Below are 16,138 nucleotides of genomic sequence, written 5' to 3'. Positions count from 1 at the left end.
GCGCCGGACAGATGTTCTTCGCGCTGCCGACAGCGGATGAACTATTTTCCAAATTTATCATAGTAACGACTGATTTTCAGAAAAAAGCAAAGCCTCTGGCAAGCGGAGACCTGGCCGGTTCCGACCATGCCATTTCAAGACGGATCTTTTGCGAATTCATCATTGACATCCCAATTTGACTTCTTATTATTCGACCGGCATGCGGCATTGATCCATGATTATGGTGAGGTCGGTCTCCAATCCGGTGGTTGGATGACGCACGATCCCGTCGTCATCTCCTCGCTGGAGAAGAAGGCGATCGGGCTTCGGACGGCGGCTGTTCCGTTCGAGGATTTCTTCGCGGGCGTATGAAATCTCGCCTCACTGTCTGTCCTGCTGGTCTTCGCTGAGAGCACGGTCGATGTCGGTCGTGCTGTCGCTTTCCGCCAGGTCGTCGGTGCTCTCCCGATCCTTGAACTCCTGTTCGGTGAAGAGCGTGACGTAGACGTACTCGTTCAGACCCTTCTCGGCCGCGAGCTGGTTCACCTGCCTGCGAAGCGAGTGCGTCAACTCGGCGGGCCAGCCGCCTTCGTACGCCCCCTCGACAACGATCAGAGCCTTGAGCGCCGGCTCCCCGTCCGCGTCCAGGTATGGCTCGACGGACACCTTCCTGATTGACGACGAGCCGGGGAGCTCCGTCTCGCGTATCGCTTGTGCCAGCTCTTCCAATACTTTGCCCCGGCGGTCAATGCTCATGTGTGAGGGATCACCTTGAGGTGGGACCCACGTGATCGGCACAACAACGGGCGGCGTCTTCTCGGAACTGTTCGTAGGAGCGGTTTCGGCCTGCGGGGTTCGTCGCCAAGCCCATCATCGCGGCCTGGCCGAGAACCTCCGGTGCGTCGGCCTCCCGATAGCGGCGGCCTGAGCCGCTGACCTCTCGCATGAGCACCCGCTTGGGATCGGCCAGCCGTCCGGTGTCCCTGCCACGATGGCGGGCGGGCACCGACCACGAGCCGCATACGGCAGTGAGTGCGTCAGGAAACAGCAGTAGCCAGGACTCGATCTCTGCCACGGCCAGGGCATAGTGCGCCGTACCCAGTGCTGCCTCCAATGCCTTCTCCACCCGCAGGCGAATGGCCGGATACCGCTCGTCGTCGACCGCGTCGAGATCCTCGTGAACGAACACGCACGCCACCGTCGTGTCATCGCGTACGGCTCTCGCGCGGACCTTGCGCGCGAGGGTCTCCGCGCGGGCGGCGAGGTTCGCACCGGTGGCCTGGTGCAGTCGCACCGGATCGCCGATCTCCACGATCCGTCCGCGCATCTCCGGGCAGAACTCCTCCAAGAGGATCCGGAGGCTGAGCCGGTCGTTCCGATCCTCACCGGCGACGACCACGATCGGCTTCCTGGTCGGCCGGATGCGGGTTCCCCCGCGCCTGCTCACAGATCGCCCCCCAGCGCACCGGAGAACCACAGCTCTCCCAGGGGCATCCCCTCGCTGGCTCGCACGATTTTCTCAACCTGGGCGGTCGAAACCGCCGGGATGACGGAGGAACCGTCCTCCGCACGCTCGCACACGATGAGTTCCTCTGGCTTGAGCCGGTCGGCGAGGGCCGGCGAATGTGTGGCGATGATGAACTGTGTTCTGTCGCTCGCCTCCCGGACCCGCTCGACGAGGATCTCCAATGCCTGCGGGTGCAGGCCGTGATCGATCTCTTCGACGCAGGTGAGCGCGGGCGGGCTGGGATCGTAGAGCATCGCGAGAAGACCCAGCAGGCGGATCGTGCCGTAGGAGGCGTCGAGCAGCGAGGTGGGTTCGCGCAGCCCACGTTCCCTGAGGACCACGACGACGGAATGAGCGCCCCCGGACCGGTAGTCGAAGTCGAGCGCTTCGAGTTGGGGGAGAACCTCCACCGCGTCGGCCTGGAGCCGCTCCCACGCCTCTTCGTCGGTATCCCGCAGAGTCAGCAGGAACCTCGCCAGGTTGGAGGCGTCATCCGCGATCGCCTCATATCCGCTCCGAGGAACACGCGACGGCAGGCGCGCGCGGTGCACGTCGACGTCGAAGACGCGGAAGGTGGTGAGGAAATCGGCCAGGGCCACCACCTCTCGGCCGCCGAAATTCTCCGACAGCCGGGGCAGAGTGGACAGGCCGGTGCTGAACGGCTGGATTCCGACCTCCATCACCGCGGTGCGCCGCTCGGACTCGTCATCCGAGATCACCTCGTCGGCCCCGTACTGTGAACTCGCGGCTCGCTCACCCGACACTTCGATCCGGTTCCGCCAGCCGCCGGCCCGGCTGAGGTGAAAGATCTCCTCCCGTGCCGGAGGACTACCGTTGATCTTCAAGCGGTACACATCAAGCGGGCACCCGGATGTCTCGGGGACGGACCAGTGTCCCTTCAAGCCGATCTGGATGTGATTCGGCCTCAGTTCGCCGCCCCGGAACACCAGCTCGTCAAAGCCGCCCCGGTCCTCAAGCGCCGGTCCCAGGTCGGTCCGGACGATGTCGGCCAGGAAGTCGAACACCCGTAGCACGTTCGTCTTGCCCGCGCCGTTGGGCCCGACCAGCACGTTGACCGGTCCCAGCGGCAGCGACACCTTCCGCAGGCTGCGGAAGTTCTCCACTTCCAGCTCTACCAACCGCCCAGCCATCAACCCCACCTCTTCCTGCCCGGCGCCGACGAGAGTCGTCCGGCGAGCCGCTTCCCGAGCCATCTTTCCTGTTCTCATGGCACCGATCCGGCGAGATCACCGAGAACCCTGCCGGGTGGTCGGTGCCTCGGACCACGACGCGAGCAGTCAATCATCCGGCAGGCGATCCCCATGGACGGCAGGGCACGAGGTCGGACAGCCCCTACCGGCCGCCCTGGTGCGTGGTCGGGCGGCCGGTAGGGGAGATCGTTCAGCCGAGGTCGAAGTCGTCGGCCTTGATGCCGTTGATGAAGGCGGTCCACTCGGTGGGGGTGAAGAAGAGGTTGGGGCCGTGGGGGTCCTTGGAATCGCGTACGGCGATCAGGTGGGGGTGTCCGGGCTTGTGGGCGGGGCCTTCGGTGAGGATGCCGAGCTCCGCGACCTCGACGCAGTTTCCACCGTTGTTGCCGCTGAGGCTTGACTTGCGCCACTGAGCCTTGCTCAGGTCCATTTTTCCTCCGCTGTGCGCTTAATGAGGTCCGTCGACATGTTCAGCGGCAGGGCCTCGATGCGAATGGCCTCGAACCGCTGGACGGCCATTGTGATGTCGTCCCGGTCGCCGGTCGTCAGTCCGCGAATGGCCGTTTCCAAATACGCTACCTCGCTGCTGTCTTCCAGGGTCGCGATCGCGAATCCCGCCAGCAGGCCGGAACGGACGTAACCGGAGGGAACGACCTGCACGCTGATTTGGGGACTGGCGATCGCGGCGATGTGCTCCAGTTGCTCGCGCATGACATCCGGGCCTCCCACCAGCAGGTTCAGGACCGTTTCGCTGATTACGCAGCGGAGGGTCGGTGGCTTCTCGCGGGTCAGAATGTTCTGACGCTCCAGGCGGGCTGTGACGGCTTCGTTGTCGCCCAGCAGAGCGTGTGCGTATGCCTCGGTCTGGAGCAGGCCGGGGACCATCAGCGGCTCGTATGTCCGGAGCGTGACGGCGGCGCTTTCCTTGTCCCGCCACTTTCCGAACCAGGAGGGGAAGACCTGGCCCTTTCTCCAGTCGAGGAGTCGGAGGAGGGCGCCGCCCGTGTTGAGGGCGAAGTCGCACGCCTCGGCGAATTCCGGGCTGGCCGGGAGGTGCCCCGTCTCCACCCCGCTGATCAGGGACTCGCTGAAGTGGATCTTCTCGGCGAGCTCTCCCTGGGTGAGGCCGGCTGCCTTCCGGTAGTAACGCAGCTCCCTGCCCCATATTGCCTGAGGCGTGTAGAGGTCGGCCACAGTGCCCTCCTAACCGGAGTTCAACAAAAGCCTTGTGAACTCCAATGCGTGCCCTTCGTAATCGTTCCGCTACCAAGCGTAGTGATGTCTCGGCAATCTGAACATACAAAATCCGAGACAGGAAGAAAAATCATGGAAGAGGCCATCAAGGCGAGTGCGGCACTGACCGAATGCCGCTATACGATGAATCCGGCATTCTCCCCATTGGGGGAAAAGTGGATACCTCGTGATCCCAGAAACGTCGCCTCGGCCCGCCGATTCGTGCGTGACCTGGCAGCCGACTGGAACGCGGCGGAAGACGTCCCGGAAATCGCCGAACTCCTGGCCTCGGAACTCGTCACCAACGCCATCGCGTACGGCTCGGCGGACGTCTCCGATGCGAGCCCGATCCGCATCACGGTCAGCGGGGAGAAGGACCTGCTGACCGTGGACGTCTACGACTCCTGCATCGAGATCCCACGGATGAAACAGCCCGACGACCTGGAAACCTCCGGCCGTGGCCTCGCCATTGTCCAGGACCTCTCCCACAACTGGGGTTGGACCCTGAACCCTTACGGCAAATCCGTCTGGTTCCAACTGGTGGCATGGCCGTAGAGGTCGAGAAGAACAAACCCGCCGCTCTCATCCGCTACGGCCACCGGCGGCACTGGCCGGCAGAGCTGTCACTCACACCTTGACCTGTTGTGCCGTCGCCATATCAATCCGCCCGGTCACCGCCATCGTGATCAGTGCCTGCCGTCGCTCGGTAAGGACTTCCAATTGCTTCTCTAATGCTGCTCTCAGGAGTCGGTTCCTCTTGGTGGCTTCATCTAGATTACGAATAAGGCGGTCCTGGACTTCCCGCTCAGGGAAAGGGAATCGATGAACGGCGAGTTGCTCGCCGGTGAGGTGGGTCATTGTCGTGCTGTTGCCTTCGACCTCGAAGACGCTCATGGCCCGAGCGACACGGAGGCAGTAGTACAACCAGCGCACCGAACTGCGCCCGCGAGATCTGGCTCTATGTAGAGCCTTTTGGTAGTAGATCTCTGGGATTTGTCCTTCCCAGATGGCGGCTCGCCCTGGGTAACTTCCACCCTCGCAGATAAGGAGATCGCCGGGGAGAACCTCGTAGCGCTTACGCTCGCTGCGAGGAAAGTTCATCTGGGCGAGGTCTTCGACATCAATGTCATCCCACTGAACGTTGAGAACGCGTAGGTAGGGTTTTAGATTCGTACCTCTGGTGCGCTCCTCGTTGAGCATCTTCCCCAGCTGAATGTCGAACTGACTGGAAACGGAGGCGACCGGCCACGAGGCTGGGATCTCTCTCAACCAATCAAGGCCACTTGTTTTTCGTTCACCTGGTTCGTCGGCTCCGCGTAGCGCGTCATAAATACTGGAAAGCTCTCGTTCCTCGATGAGGTGAATCTGGCGCCTGTGGGCGGAGATGAATTGATCGATTCGAGACGTTTCGGTGTCTAGGAAGTCAGCGATGTTCCGCTGTTCTTCGAAACTGGGAAGAAGTAGAGAAAGATTTCCCACCTGCTCGGCATTAAGGTTGTTTTGAGTGGTGCTTCGCGCCATGGAAAGTAGCGTTGGACGTAGACTCACAAGGGAGTAGTTGAGAAATCTTGGGTCCACTCCAAGGGCTGGAGTAATCCCTAAGATTGCCTGGTTCCAACATCCAGGCTCTCCGAGAATTGCTGTATGCCCCAAGCTTGCATACATGCTGAATAGGAGGGTTCCGGGAGGAGCTAATTTTAGTCGGGCATTGCGCATTCCTTGACTTGATATGCGACGACTTGTGGATTCAACTACTGAGCGGTTTGACATATCACCTATTGCTACCCAGGCGTAACCATGAGTATCTGATTCCACCCAGTTATCTGCATCGCTAACATCGGGAGTTCCCCCGGAGGTGAGATGGGCAATGCGCTTAAGCTGCACTCTTTGCCAGTTCATCCAGTCACCTCGCCCAGGAGCTTCTGGATCTCGGCCTCCAACGCCTTGAGTTCCGCGTCGATCTCTTCCAGCGGCCGAGGTGGTGTGTACACGTAGAAGTGCCGGGTGAACGGGATCTCGAAGCCGACCTTCGTCTTGGAGTGGTCCACCCACGCCTCCGGGACATGCGGGAGGACCTCGCGCCTCATGTACTCCTCGATCTCGGCCTCCAGCTCCGCCGGGGTGGAGTGCATCGAGGTCAGCGGCACGTTCTCGTTGTCGCGCAGGTCGGGATCGGGCAGCGGGTTGTTCTTCCGGTCGGTCTGTAGCTCGCCCTCGGGGTCGCCGGTCGACACCTCGGCCCAGATCGCCTTCTCCACCGGGGCGGGCAGCTTGCTCAGCCCGTGCTCCGCCATGGCCGCGTCCAGCTTTCCGGCGAACTCCAGCTTGGTGCCGCACCCCGTACCGGCCAGGGATCGCAGCGCCGCCAGCAGCGCGTCGCGCTGCTCGAACTTGGCCACCGCCTTGGCCTCGGCCACCGTGTCGGCGGTCTCGGCGGTCACCTCGAACCGCTGCCGGAGCGGGCGCTCGACGGTGATCCGCTGGTAGCCGAACGCGTGCCGCGGGAAGACCTTGACCTTGGGGTTCGGCTCCTGGCCGTCGGTCAGGGAAAGGACCTCGCGGTAGAGGTCGGTGATCTCGGCGATCCGGTCGTCGGGGATGAGCTTGCGCTTGTCGCCGAGGGACTTGCGCATCTTGGCCCAGCGATCCCGGGCGTCCAGCAGGATCACCTTGTCCTTCAACGCGGGCGCCTTGCGGTTGGACAGGATCCAGAAGTAGGTGGAGATCCCGGTGTTGTAGAAGAGCTGGTCGGGCAGGGCGACGATCGCCTCCAGCCAGTCGTTCTCCAGGATCCAGCGGCGGATCTCCGACTCGCCGGAACCGGCGGCGCCGGTGAAGAGCGGGGAGCCGTTGAAGACGATCGCGATGCGGGAGCCGCCCTGGTCGACGGGCTTCATCTTGGAGATCATGTGCTGGAGGAAGAGGAACGACCCGTCGTTGATCCGGGGGGTGCCCGCGCCGAACCGGCCGGCCCAGCCGAGCTGGTCGGCCTCGTCCTGCACCTGCTTCTGGACCTTCTTCCACTCCACGCCGAACGGCGGGTTGGCCAGCAGGTAGTCGAACCGCCCCTCGGGATGGCCGTCCTGGGTGAAGGAGTTACCGAAGGCGATCTTCGTGGGGTCCTGGCCCTTGAGCATCATGTCCGAGCGGCAGATCGCCCACGACTCGGGGTTGAGCTCCTGGCCGGAGACCTTGACCGTGGCCTTGGTGTTGTAGCGGGTGATGTGCTCCTCGGCGGCCGAGAGCATGCCGCCGGTGCCGCAGGCCGGGTCATAGATCGTACGGACGATGTTGGGCGTCATCACGTCCTTGTCGTCCGGCGCCATCAGCAGGTTGACCATCAGCCTGATGACCTCGCGCGGGGTGAAGTGCTCACCGGCGGTCTCGTTGGAGATCTCGGAGAACTTCCGGATCAGCTCCTCGAAGACGTAGCCCATCTGGTGGTTGTCGACCACGTCCGGATGCAGGTCGATCTCGGCGAACTTCGAGGTCACCAGGTAGAGCAGCCCGGCCTCCTCCAGCCGGGTGATCTGGTCGTCGAAGCGGTACTTCTCCAGCACCTCGACCGCGCCCGGGGAGAACGCGCCGATGTAGGAGCGCAGGTTGCGGGCGACGTTCTCGGAATCCTTGCCCAGGGTCCCGAAGTCGAGCGGGCTGGTGTTGTAGAAGCTCGCGCCGGAGGCGTTCCGCAACTTGAGCTCGACCAGCCGGGGCGGCAGCAACTGGCCCTTCAGCTGTTTCGCCTCGGCGAGCACCGCCTCCTTGGTGGGCTCCAGCACGCAGTCGAGCCGCCGCAGCACGGTGAGGGGCAGGATGACCTTGCCGTACTCCGACTGCCGGTAGTCGCCGCGCAGCAGGTCGGCCACCGACCAGATGAAGTCCGCGTACCTCTGGTGGTTACCGCTCAAGGTTTTTCCTTCACGTCGTTCTCGGTGTTCTCAGTGTGCTCGGTGTTCTTGATGTCCTCGGTGGACGGCCGGACGGCGCCGTGGGTCAGGCCGTCGGATATCAGCTGGATCAGATCCTCGCCGAGGGTGGCGACCCGGCGCAGCGAAGCCTCGAATTCCGCCAGTTTCCGGAACGTCTCGCCGTACCCGCGCTGCTCCTCGATCGGCAGGGGCGGGAGTTCCGCGCGGCGTACGTCCACCTGGGCGCGGCTGCCCACGGTGACGTAGTTGCGCAGGTTGACCGAGCCGCTCAGGAAGCCCGCCACGAAGTGGGGGTCGAGCAGGGCCGGGTCGGGGCGGAGCAGGGAGAGGCGGAGGCCGAGGACGGGGCCGCCCTCCCCGGCGACCCGCGCCACCGGGCGCCGCGCGATGTTGGGCACCAGCACGTCACCGGGCCGCACGATGATCTCGTGCTGTACGGCTACGTCCGGCGTGGTCGCGGTCGGCGGGGTGCCGTCGACGACGTCCTCGGCGGTGAGGACGGTCAGCCCGTCCGCGACCTCGGACGGCTCGCCGGGTCTCACCGGGCTCTGGTGGTGGATCGTCAGCATGCCGCGCCGCAGGAGTTCGGCGAGCGGGACCATCGGGAGGTCCTTCGGCTCCGGAGCCGACTCGACGGTCGGCACCAGCTCCGCGGCGAGGCGGAGGAAGTCGGCTACTCGGTTCCGCTGCCCGGTGACGCGCTCGGGCGACAGGTCCGCAGACGGTGGCGCGAGATACCGGGCGGGGGTGAGGTCGACGTCGTCGTCGAGCAGTTCGATGGAGGGGACGGCCCGGCTCACGCCCGGCTCGTCGGCGCCCGCACCGGCCTCGAAGCGCGCCCAGGCAGCCGCGGCGACCCGCGCGAAGTCCTCCGGACGGTCGGAGGTGTCGACCATCAGGACGTGATCGGGTGTCTGGGAGTCCGCAGGTCTGCGCAGCACCCACAGGGCCAGGGCGACCGCCATGTTGGGGATGCTCCCGAGCGGGAGTGTGATCACCGCTTTGAGCGCTCCCCGGCGGATCAGCTGGGCGCGGATGCGGCGGCCGGATCTGCGGCCGGCGACGGCGGGTGGCATGAGTACGACGGCTGTGCCGCCGGGTTTCAGCTGGAAGAGGGCATGCTGGATCCAGGCGAGTTCTGACTCCATCCGGGGTGGCAGGCCGTACTCCCAGCGGGGGTCGGCGGTCAGCTCCTCGTATCCCCAGGCACGGTCGTTGAACGGCGGGTTGCACACGACCGCGTCCACCCGCGTGCCGGGGAACGCGTTCTGGCGGAGTGAGTCGCCGTGCGAGACGCGCACGGTGGCGGCGTGCAGCGCGAGATGCGCGGCGGTCAGCCGGGTGGTCGCCTCGTCGGCGTCCTGGCCGAGGAGATGGCGGACCTGGTTGCCGGGGCGGTCGCGCAGCGCTTTCAGCAGGGCTCCCGAGCCGCAGGCCGGGTCGAGGACGACCTCGGGGGAGGGGCCGCAGAGCTCCGCCATGAGCCGGGCGACCGGTTCGGGGGTGGCGTACATCCGCTTGCTGTGCAGTTCGAAGTAGCGTTCGCGCAGGAAGGTGAAGGTCTCCTTCGCGCCGTCCTCGGTGGCGAGAGCGGCCACCCGGCGCAGCAGCGGCAGCCGGTCCCGGATGAGGCACTTCGGCGGCGGCGGGTTCTGCATCGGCGCGGCGCACGCGGCCAGGACCCGTTCGGGGAGCACGGCCGCCACGGCCGCGTCGTCGGTGGCGGAGAGTGCCGCCCAGTCGTCGTCCTCCCGATCGAGGTAGACCAGGAAGGCGCCGAGGTCGGCGATCAGGTCGGCGAGTTCCTCCTCGGGCACGCCCGCGCGCAGGTCCTGCCAGAGCCACTCGCGCGCCGGGAGCGGCTTACCGTCGCTGTGGCCGAGCAGCCACTCCTTGATCTCGCCGAGGGAGAAGGCGGGGCTGGTCGCGGTGCCGCCGACGGGCTGGGGGAAGTCATCGTGCCTGCGCCGCCAGTTGCTCACCGCGGCGCGGCCCACATCGCCCAGCCGGGCGATGTCCGCCGCGGTCACCTGGACGTCCCTGTCCATCGGTTCCTCCGTGTCCGCCGTGGTCACCTGGGCGTCTCTGCCCATGGGCGCCTCGTCATGCCCGCCGCGGTCGTCCGGGCGTCCCTGTCCATCGGTTCCTCCGTGTCCGCCGCGGTCACCTGGGCGTCCCTGTCCACCGCTCCTCCGTCCGCTGTCGATCGGACCGTACCCGAGCGCGTCGCCTGCATGCAACGTCCCCAAAATTGTTGGTCGATTCCATCAACACGTGTTTTACTGAATTTAATTGGACACTAAGCATCATCATCACGGAAGGAACCGATGACACGTGATCACCCCCACCACGCGCATCGATCAGTTCCAGGCCCCCACGTCACGCGGCAGGAGGCGCCTTCGCTCCGGGCGGGCCGTGCACCTGCTGGACATCGAGAACCTGACAGGGGCCAGTCGCCCCACCACCTCCGAGGTCGCCGAGGTCATGGCCCTCTACCGGCGGACCGTCCCGATCGGCCCGATGGACCAGTTCGTCGTCGCGGTCAACCACGGCGCGCTCGTCGCGGTCGGGATCGCCTTTCACGGTGTGCAGTTACTGGCCCGCTCCGGCCCCGACGGCGCCGACCAGGCCCTGGCCGAGGCCGCCCGGGGCGACCGGATGGACCAGCGGTTCGACCGGGTCGTGATCGGCTCGGGGGACGGTTACTTCGCCGACCTGGCCGCCTGGCTCGTCGACTGTGGTGTGCACGTCACGGTCGTCTCCCAGCGCGATTCGCTCAGCCGCCGTCTGCGCGCCGAGGTGCCCGCCGTCATCACGCTGGAACCGCCCGCCGTCATCACGCTGGAACCGCCCGCCGTCATCACGCTGGAACCGCCGGCTGTCATCACGCTGGAACCGCCGGCTGTCATCACGCTGGAACCGCCGGCTGTCATCACGCTGGAACCGCCGGCTGTCATCACGCTGGAACCGTCGGCCGCACAGGTGGCCTGACCTTTGTGCGGAGGGTCGGGAATGGGGACGGTGCCCGCGTCGGGTCTGGCGTTCATACTTTCACCATAGGAAGCGGAGCATGTTCGCGTCATGGTCCAATCACGGCAAACTGGACCGGTGCTCAAGAACGTTTCGCGCGACGCCCGGTGCTTTCAGTACGGGCGGCCCCGCTAACCGGCGGCCGTGGGAACCCTGTCGTTCACGGCCAGTGCCACTCGATCGAGGCCGCGGCGCGGCGCTCGGCCAGCCACTCGGTGAACGCCACCCGCCCGGCCGCGGCCAGGGTCCGCTCGTCCGCCGACGAGGCCGTACGCCCCAGGACGACCCCGGCGAGGAAGGCGGTGCCATGGGCCGTCGGCCCGACGACGTCTCCTGGCTCGGCGTCCCGCAGCGGTTCGGGCAGCTCGAAGGCGAAACGCTCGGCGATCGTCGTCTCCACCTCGCCGGCCGGACCCGCGAGCGCGGGAAGGAGGCCGTCCGGTGAATCACCGGCGAGGTCCGCGAGGACCCGCTCCGGCCCGATGCTCCAGAGCGCGCGTACCCGGTCGAACTTCCCGGCGTGCGCGGCCAGGTAGGCCGGGCCGAGCTCGGCCTCCCTGCGGCGGCGGAAGTTCCGGCGCCTGGCGATACCGCCGATGTAGCCGTCGAACTGCTGGAGGGTCATCCCCACCTCGGCCAGCCAGGCCAGCGTCGTCGCGCGGTCGTGCAGGCCCCGCCCCCGGCGGAACTCCTCCGAGGCGGCCTGCAGGTCCTCGTCGCCGACAGGCGTGTCGTCGTGCTGGATCTCGTCCAGGACCAGGCACTGGTCGACGATCTCGTCGTGCGGCGTCGCGTCGCGGCGTGACAGCGAACGGATCATGGTGAGCGCCTGGGCGACCGACAGGTGTATCCCGTCCACGCTGACCAGCTGGCCCGCCGCCCAGTGCGTGGAGTGGTCGATCAGCCAGGGGACGCCGTCGTCGGCCTGCGCGGTGAGCGCGATCGTCCCGCCTTCCGGGTCCTGGAACAGCAGGTCGAAGTCGACCACCGAGGTGCCGGGACGCTCGTCGACGACGAGCTCCGCCTTCAGCCCGGGGTGGTCGGCCGCCCACGCGGCGGCCGTCCGACGGGCCTGCGGCACCTGTGCGCGGCGGCGAGGCAGGCCGCGCAGCAGCCGCACCCCGGAGGCGAGCGTCGTTCCGAGGTCACTCATCGAATACCTCCAGCGAAAAAACCCCGGGTCTCGGTCGTGGGCAGGAAGTCGGTCCTGGTGTCCGCCGCCACCAGCCAGTCGGTGATCGCGTCACTGATGGGCAGCCCCGCGCGCTGCTCCAGGAAACCCCAGGCCCCGTTGGGATTGATCTCCAGAAACACGTACTCCCCTTCGGGGGTGAGGATGAGGTCGATGGCGCCGTAGTTGAGGCCCAGCCCGCTGACCAGTTCCACGCATCCGCGCTCCAGGTCGCCGGGGAGCCGGTGCGCGGAATAGAGCACCCGGTCGTCGTCGTAGTGCCGCCAGTCGTCCCTGGCGGTGCGCGACGCCTGGGAGTCGATCGCGGCGGCGAAGACCCGCTCGCCCACCACGACCACGCGCAGTTCCACGGCCTTGGGAACGTACGGCTGCAGGATGACCGGTTCGTGACGGAGACGGTGGCGCGCGGTGAGGTGGCGGCGGGTCAGGACCGTGGTGTACGTGCGGTGGTCGACGCCGTCGATGTCGAACTCGTCGGAGTTGATCTGCTTGGCGATCAGGCGTCCCGAGGCGCGCTCGTAGGCCGGCACCAGTTCCGCCGGGTCGTTCGTGAAGACGGTCTCCGGTACGGAGAAGCCGAGCGCGGCCGCGTGGGCCAGGTGAATGATCTTGTTGTGCGCCCGGCGCTCGGTGTCCCGGCGCGCGGGCAGCCACCGGGCCGGCGCCAGCTCCCAGGCGCCGTCGAGCAGGAACTCCGCCTGCCAGACCACGTGACGGCGGTGGGAGGGGTTGGTCACGCCGTCGGCCGGGGTGGGCGCCTTGGGGCGCCGCCGCCACACCGCGCGTACCGTCGACAGATCCAGCCGCTCGGTGCCGGTGTCGAGGGTGAACCGGTGCCCGTCGCCGGTGAAGGTGGCGGTGAGCGTGCCACGGGAGGGATAGTCGCCGGGGTCCCACCAGGTGACCGGCGTTCCACGGCGCCGCAGCTTCGGCAGCACCAGGTCGACCGTGTCGTCCTTCCGGTCGCTCAGTATCAGGATCATCGAATATCTCCAGCGTGGAGACCCCGAGCCTTGGCTCCGGGAAATCAGGCTCGTCTCGTCATGAAGGCGCGGCGGAACGGGAATCCCGGTCCGGCCGGGTCGGTGCTTTTCCGAGGGTCGGCGCTTTTCCGAGGGTCGGCGCTTTTCCGAGGGTCGGCGCTTTTCCGAAAGGAAGGGCGCCGCCCCGGGCGGGGTCTGATCCCACCCAGGGCGGCGAGCCGACCGTCAGCTGACCCACCACTCGCTGGCCTGGCCCTTGCTGTTGCGCCAGGAGACGGTCATCCGGCCGCCGGCGACCTCGCCCAGCTCGGCCTCGGACAGCTCGGCACCCTCGAACGGGATGTCGTCAATACTGATCTTGGACATGTTCGGTCCCCTCCGTAGACCGGGCGCGGCGTTCCTTGTCGAGTGCGGCGCCCGGTGTTTTCCGTTACGTCGAGGACGCTAGGTACCGGCTCTTGTGATCATCTGAAAGATAACTTGGTAACCACTGGCCGCGCTGGTCACGACGGTGAACGGGCCCGTGGCGGGTCGGTGGCGGGCCGGTGCGGAGGGGGGTTGACGCCGGAGTGAGCCGGCGCCCTGAGGGCGGACGGGGTGGGCGATCCTTACTCGTCCCCACCACAACTGTGTTCTCTTCTGTCACTCGCGTGAGCGTCCGTTTGGCGAACAGAGTGCCGACAGTCTGGAATGATCGCGTAGATATCCTGTCGGACATCGAGACTGACGGACAGTGACTGATGCCCCCCATCGATCAAATCACCACCTTCGCATCCGACCAGCCGGTGTTAACGATCATCATCGGCGTGTTCGCTCTCGCGCTCCTGGTCGTGTCCTACTTCGTGCTCCGTGCCATCCTGCGAATGGCGGTCCGCTTCTTCCACTCCCATGTCGCACCTCGTCCGGTGGAGGACATCCTCACCATCGTCGCCGCCAGCATCGCGACGGGTGTCTCCGCCCAGGGCATGTGGCGCTTCTCCGGTGACGTGCTCGGCTTCGACGGCCCGCTGCGGCTGCTGCTCTTCGCCTTCATCGAGGTCGCCGTCATCACCAGCGCGGTCCGGGCCCGCCGCAACATGCGGGAGAACTTCTCGGCCGGCATCGACGGCATCGCGGTGTGGGCGCTCACCGGCCTGACCGCGGTGCTGTCCAGCATGGACGCCCGCAGCATGGCCGAGGCCATCTTCCGGCTCGCCGCGCCCCTGGTGGCGGCGTGGCTCTGGGAGCGCGGCATGGCGATCGAACGCCATCGCATCAGCGGGCGCGCGCGCATCAACTGGCGGCTAACCCCCGAGCGGGCGCTGGTCCGCATCGGGCTGGCCGAGGTCAGCGACCGTACGGCGAGTGAGGTCGACGCCCACCGCAGGCTGACCCGGGTCGCGCTGGCGGCCAAGCGCGCCCGCGCGCTCCGCGAGTCCGGGGCGTCCGAGCGGAAGATGCGCGTGGCTCTCGGCAAGCTGGACCGTGCCATGGACCGGGCGGTGGAGCACACCGGCCTGGCCGTCGACTCGGTACGCCAGGAGGCCCTGCTCTCCCAGATCGGCGCCCTCTACAACACCTCCGCGCTGATCGACCTGTCCCCGCCGGTGCCGTGGGACCCGGAGCCCGAGCCGGTGCGCCCCGCGGTGGCCGCGGGGCGGTCGGTCATCGACGACGATGACGACGAGGTCCAGGTGCTGGACGGCCCGCCGCCGGTCGTCGACACGGCGCAGCGCGCGGCCCTGATGCGTGCCGCGCGGGAGTACTGGGACAAGCAGATCGAGCGGAAGTTCGTGCCCCGTGCGACGGACATCGCCCACGAGACCGGCGTCTCCCTGGCCACCGCCCGCGAGTACCGGGCGCTGTGGAAGCTGGAGCCCAAGGCTCACGCGCTGCTGGAGGCGGCCTTCCACGAGCACGGGATCATCGACACCGGCACCTTCCCCGCCATCGAGACCGAGCAGGTTCTGACCGTGAACGGCTCGTCCGCGAACGGCTCGTCCGCCGCACGCTGACCCCGTACCGAACGGCTCGCCCCCTGTCCGCCGAGCGCGGCCGGGGGGCGGCTCAGGTCGACTCGCCTTCCTGCCGAGGATGTCGGCGAAGCCCTCCGGTCGCAGTGCCGCCGCCGGGGCTGTCGAGCGGGCCGGTGATGGTGGCGATGGGCGTGGGTGGGGCCGGAACGATCGTCACGGACCCGGTGAGGATCCGTGGGCGTGCCTAGTCGACCTCGGCGCTCCCGTTGACGCGGAGCTTGCGGCGGGCGCGCTCGTAGAAGCTCGTGGTGCCGAGCCGGACCACCCACGCGGCGGCGCGCATCGCGGTGACGGTGAGCTCGTCCCCCGGCGACAGGTGCGCGCCCACCGAGCCGTCCACCTCCAGGGCCAGCCGGCCGCTCGTCGGCAGCAGGCCGAGCACGACCCGCTCGTCCGCCGACAGCACGAGGGCCCGGTTGAACGACGAGTGCGCCGCGGCCGGGACCACGAGGAACCCCTCGACCGTCGGCGACACGATGGGACCGCCCGCGGAGAAGTTGTAGGCGGTCGACCCGGTGGGAGTCGCGACGATCACCGCGTCGGCCGCGTAGCGCACGAAGGGGTGCCCCTCCACGGCGATCGACACCGCCGACAGCCTGTGGCCCGGTATCCGCACCAGGGCGATGTCGTTGAACGCGGTCACCGAGGTGCCGTCGGGCAGGGCGGCCCGCACCGCCATCCGCGGTTCGACGGTGTAGGCGTGGTCGTCGATGGCCGACAGCGCGAAGGGCAGCTCGTCGACGTCGATCTCCGCGAGGAACCCCAGTTTGCCGAGGTTGACGCCGAGGATCGGAGTCCGTCGCCCCGAGATGAGCCGCATGGTGCGCAGCATCGTGCCGTCGCCGCCGAGGCTGACGAGCAGGTCGGCGCGGTCGACCAGGGTGGTGCTGTCGACGGACACCGCGCTGCAGTCGATGCGCCCGACCTCGTCGGGCAGCCCGAGCACCGTGACGTCGCGGGCGCGGGCCCATTCCACGATCGTGTCGATGGCCACCTTCGAATCGCGTTGCGGGTGCAGAACCAGCCCCACGGTTTTGACCATCCCCATGGCTCACACTG

At 67.0% G+C, this 16,138-nt stretch carries 16 protein-coding genes; 4 read left to right on the top strand and 12 right to left on the bottom strand.

Annotation, left to right across the window (positions count from 1 at the left end; all coding sequences use genetic code 11):
* Positions 1-126 precede the first annotated feature (126 nt).
* Positions 127-351 (top strand): DUF6879 family protein, encoded by a 225-nt coding sequence (locus tag OG884_RS04605; RefSeq protein ID WP_326642471.1) that lies wholly within the window; start codon positions 127-129, stop codon positions 349-351.
* A gap of 9 nt (positions 352-360) precedes the next feature.
* Here the strand turns inward: OG884_RS04605 and OG884_RS04600 are convergent, their stop codons facing one another.
* From OG884_RS04600 to OG884_RS04580, 5 genes are all read right to left on the bottom strand, one after another.
* Entirely contained in the window at positions 361-735 is a 375-nt protein-coding gene (locus OG884_RS04600) for a hypothetical protein (RefSeq protein WP_326642469.1), read from the bottom strand.
* Positions 736-745: 10 nt separating this feature from the next.
* A complete protein-coding gene (locus tag OG884_RS04595) occupies positions 746-1,426 on the bottom strand; it encodes a hypothetical protein (RefSeq protein ID WP_326642467.1) in 681 nt (226 codons plus the stop codon).
* The gene (locus tag OG884_RS04590) at positions 1,423-2,637 is read right to left on the bottom strand and encodes an AAA family ATPase (protein ID WP_326642465.1); all 1,215 of its coding nucleotides are present in this window, start codon (positions 2,635-2,637) and stop codon (positions 1,423-1,425) included. Before OG884_RS04590 ends, OG884_RS04595 begins: the two co-directional genes overlap by 4 nt.
* Before the next feature lie 250 nt (positions 2,638-2,887).
* A complete protein-coding gene (locus OG884_RS04585) occupies positions 2,888-3,127 on the bottom strand; it encodes a DUF397 domain-containing protein (RefSeq protein ID WP_326642463.1) in 240 nt (79 codons plus the stop codon).
* Positions 3,118-3,891, bottom strand: a complete 774-nt coding sequence (locus tag OG884_RS04580; protein ID WP_326642462.1) for a helix-turn-helix domain-containing protein — start codon at positions 3,889-3,891, stop codon at positions 3,118-3,120. The genes OG884_RS04585 and OG884_RS04580 overlap by 10 nt, the downstream gene beginning before the upstream one ends.
* 132 nt (positions 3,892-4,023) lie before the next feature.
* Between OG884_RS04580 and OG884_RS04575 the strand changes: the two genes are divergently transcribed.
* Entirely contained in the window at positions 4,024-4,485 is a 462-nt protein-coding gene (locus OG884_RS04575; RefSeq protein WP_326642460.1) for an ATP-binding protein, read from the top strand.
* A 72-nt stretch (positions 4,486-4,557) separates the two neighbouring features.
* On the opposite strand, the gene OG884_RS04570 is transcribed toward OG884_RS04575, so the two are convergent.
* Genes OG884_RS04570 through OG884_RS04560 form a run of 3 tightly spaced genes read right to left on the bottom strand, consistent with a single transcriptional unit; the run spans position 4,558 to position 9,907 of the window.
* Positions 4,558-5,829: a restriction endonuclease subunit S gene (locus OG884_RS04570; RefSeq protein ID WP_326642458.1), complete on the bottom strand. Its 1,272-nt coding sequence runs from the start codon at positions 5,827-5,829 to the stop codon at positions 4,558-4,560.
* Positions 5,826-7,838 carry a type I restriction-modification system subunit M gene (locus OG884_RS04565; protein ID WP_326642456.1) on the bottom strand — a complete coding sequence of 671 codons (2,013 nt, stop codon included), beginning with the start codon at positions 7,836-7,838 and terminating at the stop codon, positions 5,826-5,828. The genes OG884_RS04570 and OG884_RS04565 overlap by 4 nt, the downstream gene beginning before the upstream one ends.
* On the bottom strand, positions 7,835-9,907 hold the full coding sequence (locus OG884_RS04560) for an N-6 DNA methylase (RefSeq protein ID WP_326642455.1): 2,073 nt from the start codon (positions 9,905-9,907) through the stop codon (positions 7,835-7,837). Before OG884_RS04560 ends, OG884_RS04565 begins: the two co-directional genes overlap by 4 nt.
* A gap of 286 nt (positions 9,908-10,193) precedes the next feature.
* Here OG884_RS04560 and OG884_RS04555 point away from each other — a divergent pair, with 286 nt between their 5' ends.
* Positions 10,194-10,850, top strand: a complete 657-nt coding sequence (locus OG884_RS04555; RefSeq protein WP_326642452.1) for a hypothetical protein — start codon at positions 10,194-10,196, stop codon at positions 10,848-10,850.
* Between the two features lie 199 nt (positions 10,851-11,049).
* Here OG884_RS04555 and OG884_RS04550 read toward each other — a convergent pair whose 3' ends face one another.
* The 3 genes from OG884_RS04550 to OG884_RS04540 all read right to left on the bottom strand — a co-directional run bounded on the left by OG884_RS04550 (position 11,050) and on the right by OG884_RS04540 (position 13,430).
* Positions 11,050-12,042, bottom strand: a complete 993-nt coding sequence (locus OG884_RS04550) for a TIGR04500 family putative peptide maturation system protein (protein ID WP_326642450.1) — start codon at positions 12,040-12,042, stop codon at positions 11,050-11,052.
* On the bottom strand, positions 12,039-13,064 hold the full coding sequence (locus OG884_RS04545; protein WP_326642448.1) for an MvdC/MvdD family ATP grasp protein: 1,026 nt from the start codon (positions 13,062-13,064) through the stop codon (positions 12,039-12,041). The genes OG884_RS04550 and OG884_RS04545 overlap by 4 nt, the downstream gene beginning before the upstream one ends.
* 225 nt (positions 13,065-13,289) lie before the next feature.
* Positions 13,290-13,430, bottom strand: coding sequence for a putative ATP-grasp target RiPP (locus tag OG884_RS04540; RefSeq protein ID WP_326642446.1), 141 nt, complete (start codon positions 13,428-13,430; stop codon positions 13,290-13,292).
* 440 nt (positions 13,431-13,870) lie between these two features.
* On the opposite strand from OG884_RS04540, the gene OG884_RS04535 reads away from it, so the two are divergent.
* On the top strand, positions 13,871-15,058 hold the full coding sequence (locus tag OG884_RS04535; protein WP_326642444.1) for a hypothetical protein: 1,188 nt from the start codon (positions 13,871-13,873) through the stop codon (positions 15,056-15,058).
* A 205-nt stretch (positions 15,059-15,263) separates the two neighbouring features.
* On the opposite strand, the gene OG884_RS04530 is transcribed toward OG884_RS04535, so the two are convergent.
* Complete coding sequence (locus OG884_RS04530; RefSeq protein WP_326642442.1) at positions 15,264-16,127, bottom strand: NAD(+)/NADH kinase; 864 nt, start codon at positions 16,125-16,127, stop codon at positions 15,264-15,266.
* Positions 16,128-16,138: the final 11 nt, after the last annotated feature.

This window comes from Streptosporangium sp. NBC_01755, assembly GCF_035917995.1.
Taxonomy (GTDB): Bacteria; Actinomycetota; Actinomycetes; order Streptosporangiales; family Streptosporangiaceae; genus Streptosporangium.
The sequence above is the reverse complement of the archived record's forward strand: the minus strand, read 5'-3'. Positions and strand labels throughout refer to the sequence as shown.

Coding starts and splice junctions, on each gene's coding strand:
- OG884_RS04605 (WP_326642471.1), top strand. CDS start 127: ATGCCATTTCAAGACGGATCTTTTGCGAATTCATCATTGACATCCCAA.
- OG884_RS04600 (WP_326642469.1), bottom strand. CDS start 735: ATGAGCATTGACCGCCGGGGCAAAGTATTGGAAGAGCTGGCACAAGCG.
- OG884_RS04590 (WP_326642465.1), bottom strand. CDS start 2,637: ATGGCTGGGCGGTTGGTAGAGCTGGAAGTGGAGAACTTCCGCAGCCTG.
- OG884_RS04585 (WP_326642463.1), bottom strand. CDS start 3,127: ATGGACCTGAGCAAGGCTCAGTGGCGCAAGTCAAGCCTCAGCGGCAAC.
- OG884_RS04575 (WP_326642460.1), top strand. CDS start 4,024: ATGGAAGAGGCCATCAAGGCGAGTGCGGCACTGACCGAATGCCGCTAT.
- OG884_RS04570 (WP_326642458.1), bottom strand. CDS start 5,829: ATGAACTGGCAAAGAGTGCAGCTTAAGCGCATTGCCCATCTCACCTCC.
- OG884_RS04560 (WP_326642455.1), bottom strand. CDS start 9,907: ATGGACAGGGACGTCCAGGTGACCGCGGCGGACATCGCCCGGCTGGGC.
- OG884_RS04550 (WP_326642450.1), bottom strand. CDS start 12,042: ATGAGTGACCTCGGAACGACGCTCGCCTCCGGGGTGCGGCTGCTGCGC.
- OG884_RS04545 (WP_326642448.1), bottom strand. CDS start 13,064: ATGATCCTGATACTGAGCGACCGGAAGGACGACACGGTCGACCTGGTG.
- OG884_RS04540 (WP_326642446.1), bottom strand. CDS start 13,430: ATGTCCAAGATCAGTATTGACGACATCCCGTTCGAGGGTGCCGAGCTG.
- OG884_RS04530 (WP_326642442.1), bottom strand. CDS start 16,127: ATGGGGATGGTCAAAACCGTGGGGCTGGTTCTGCACCCGCAACGCGAT.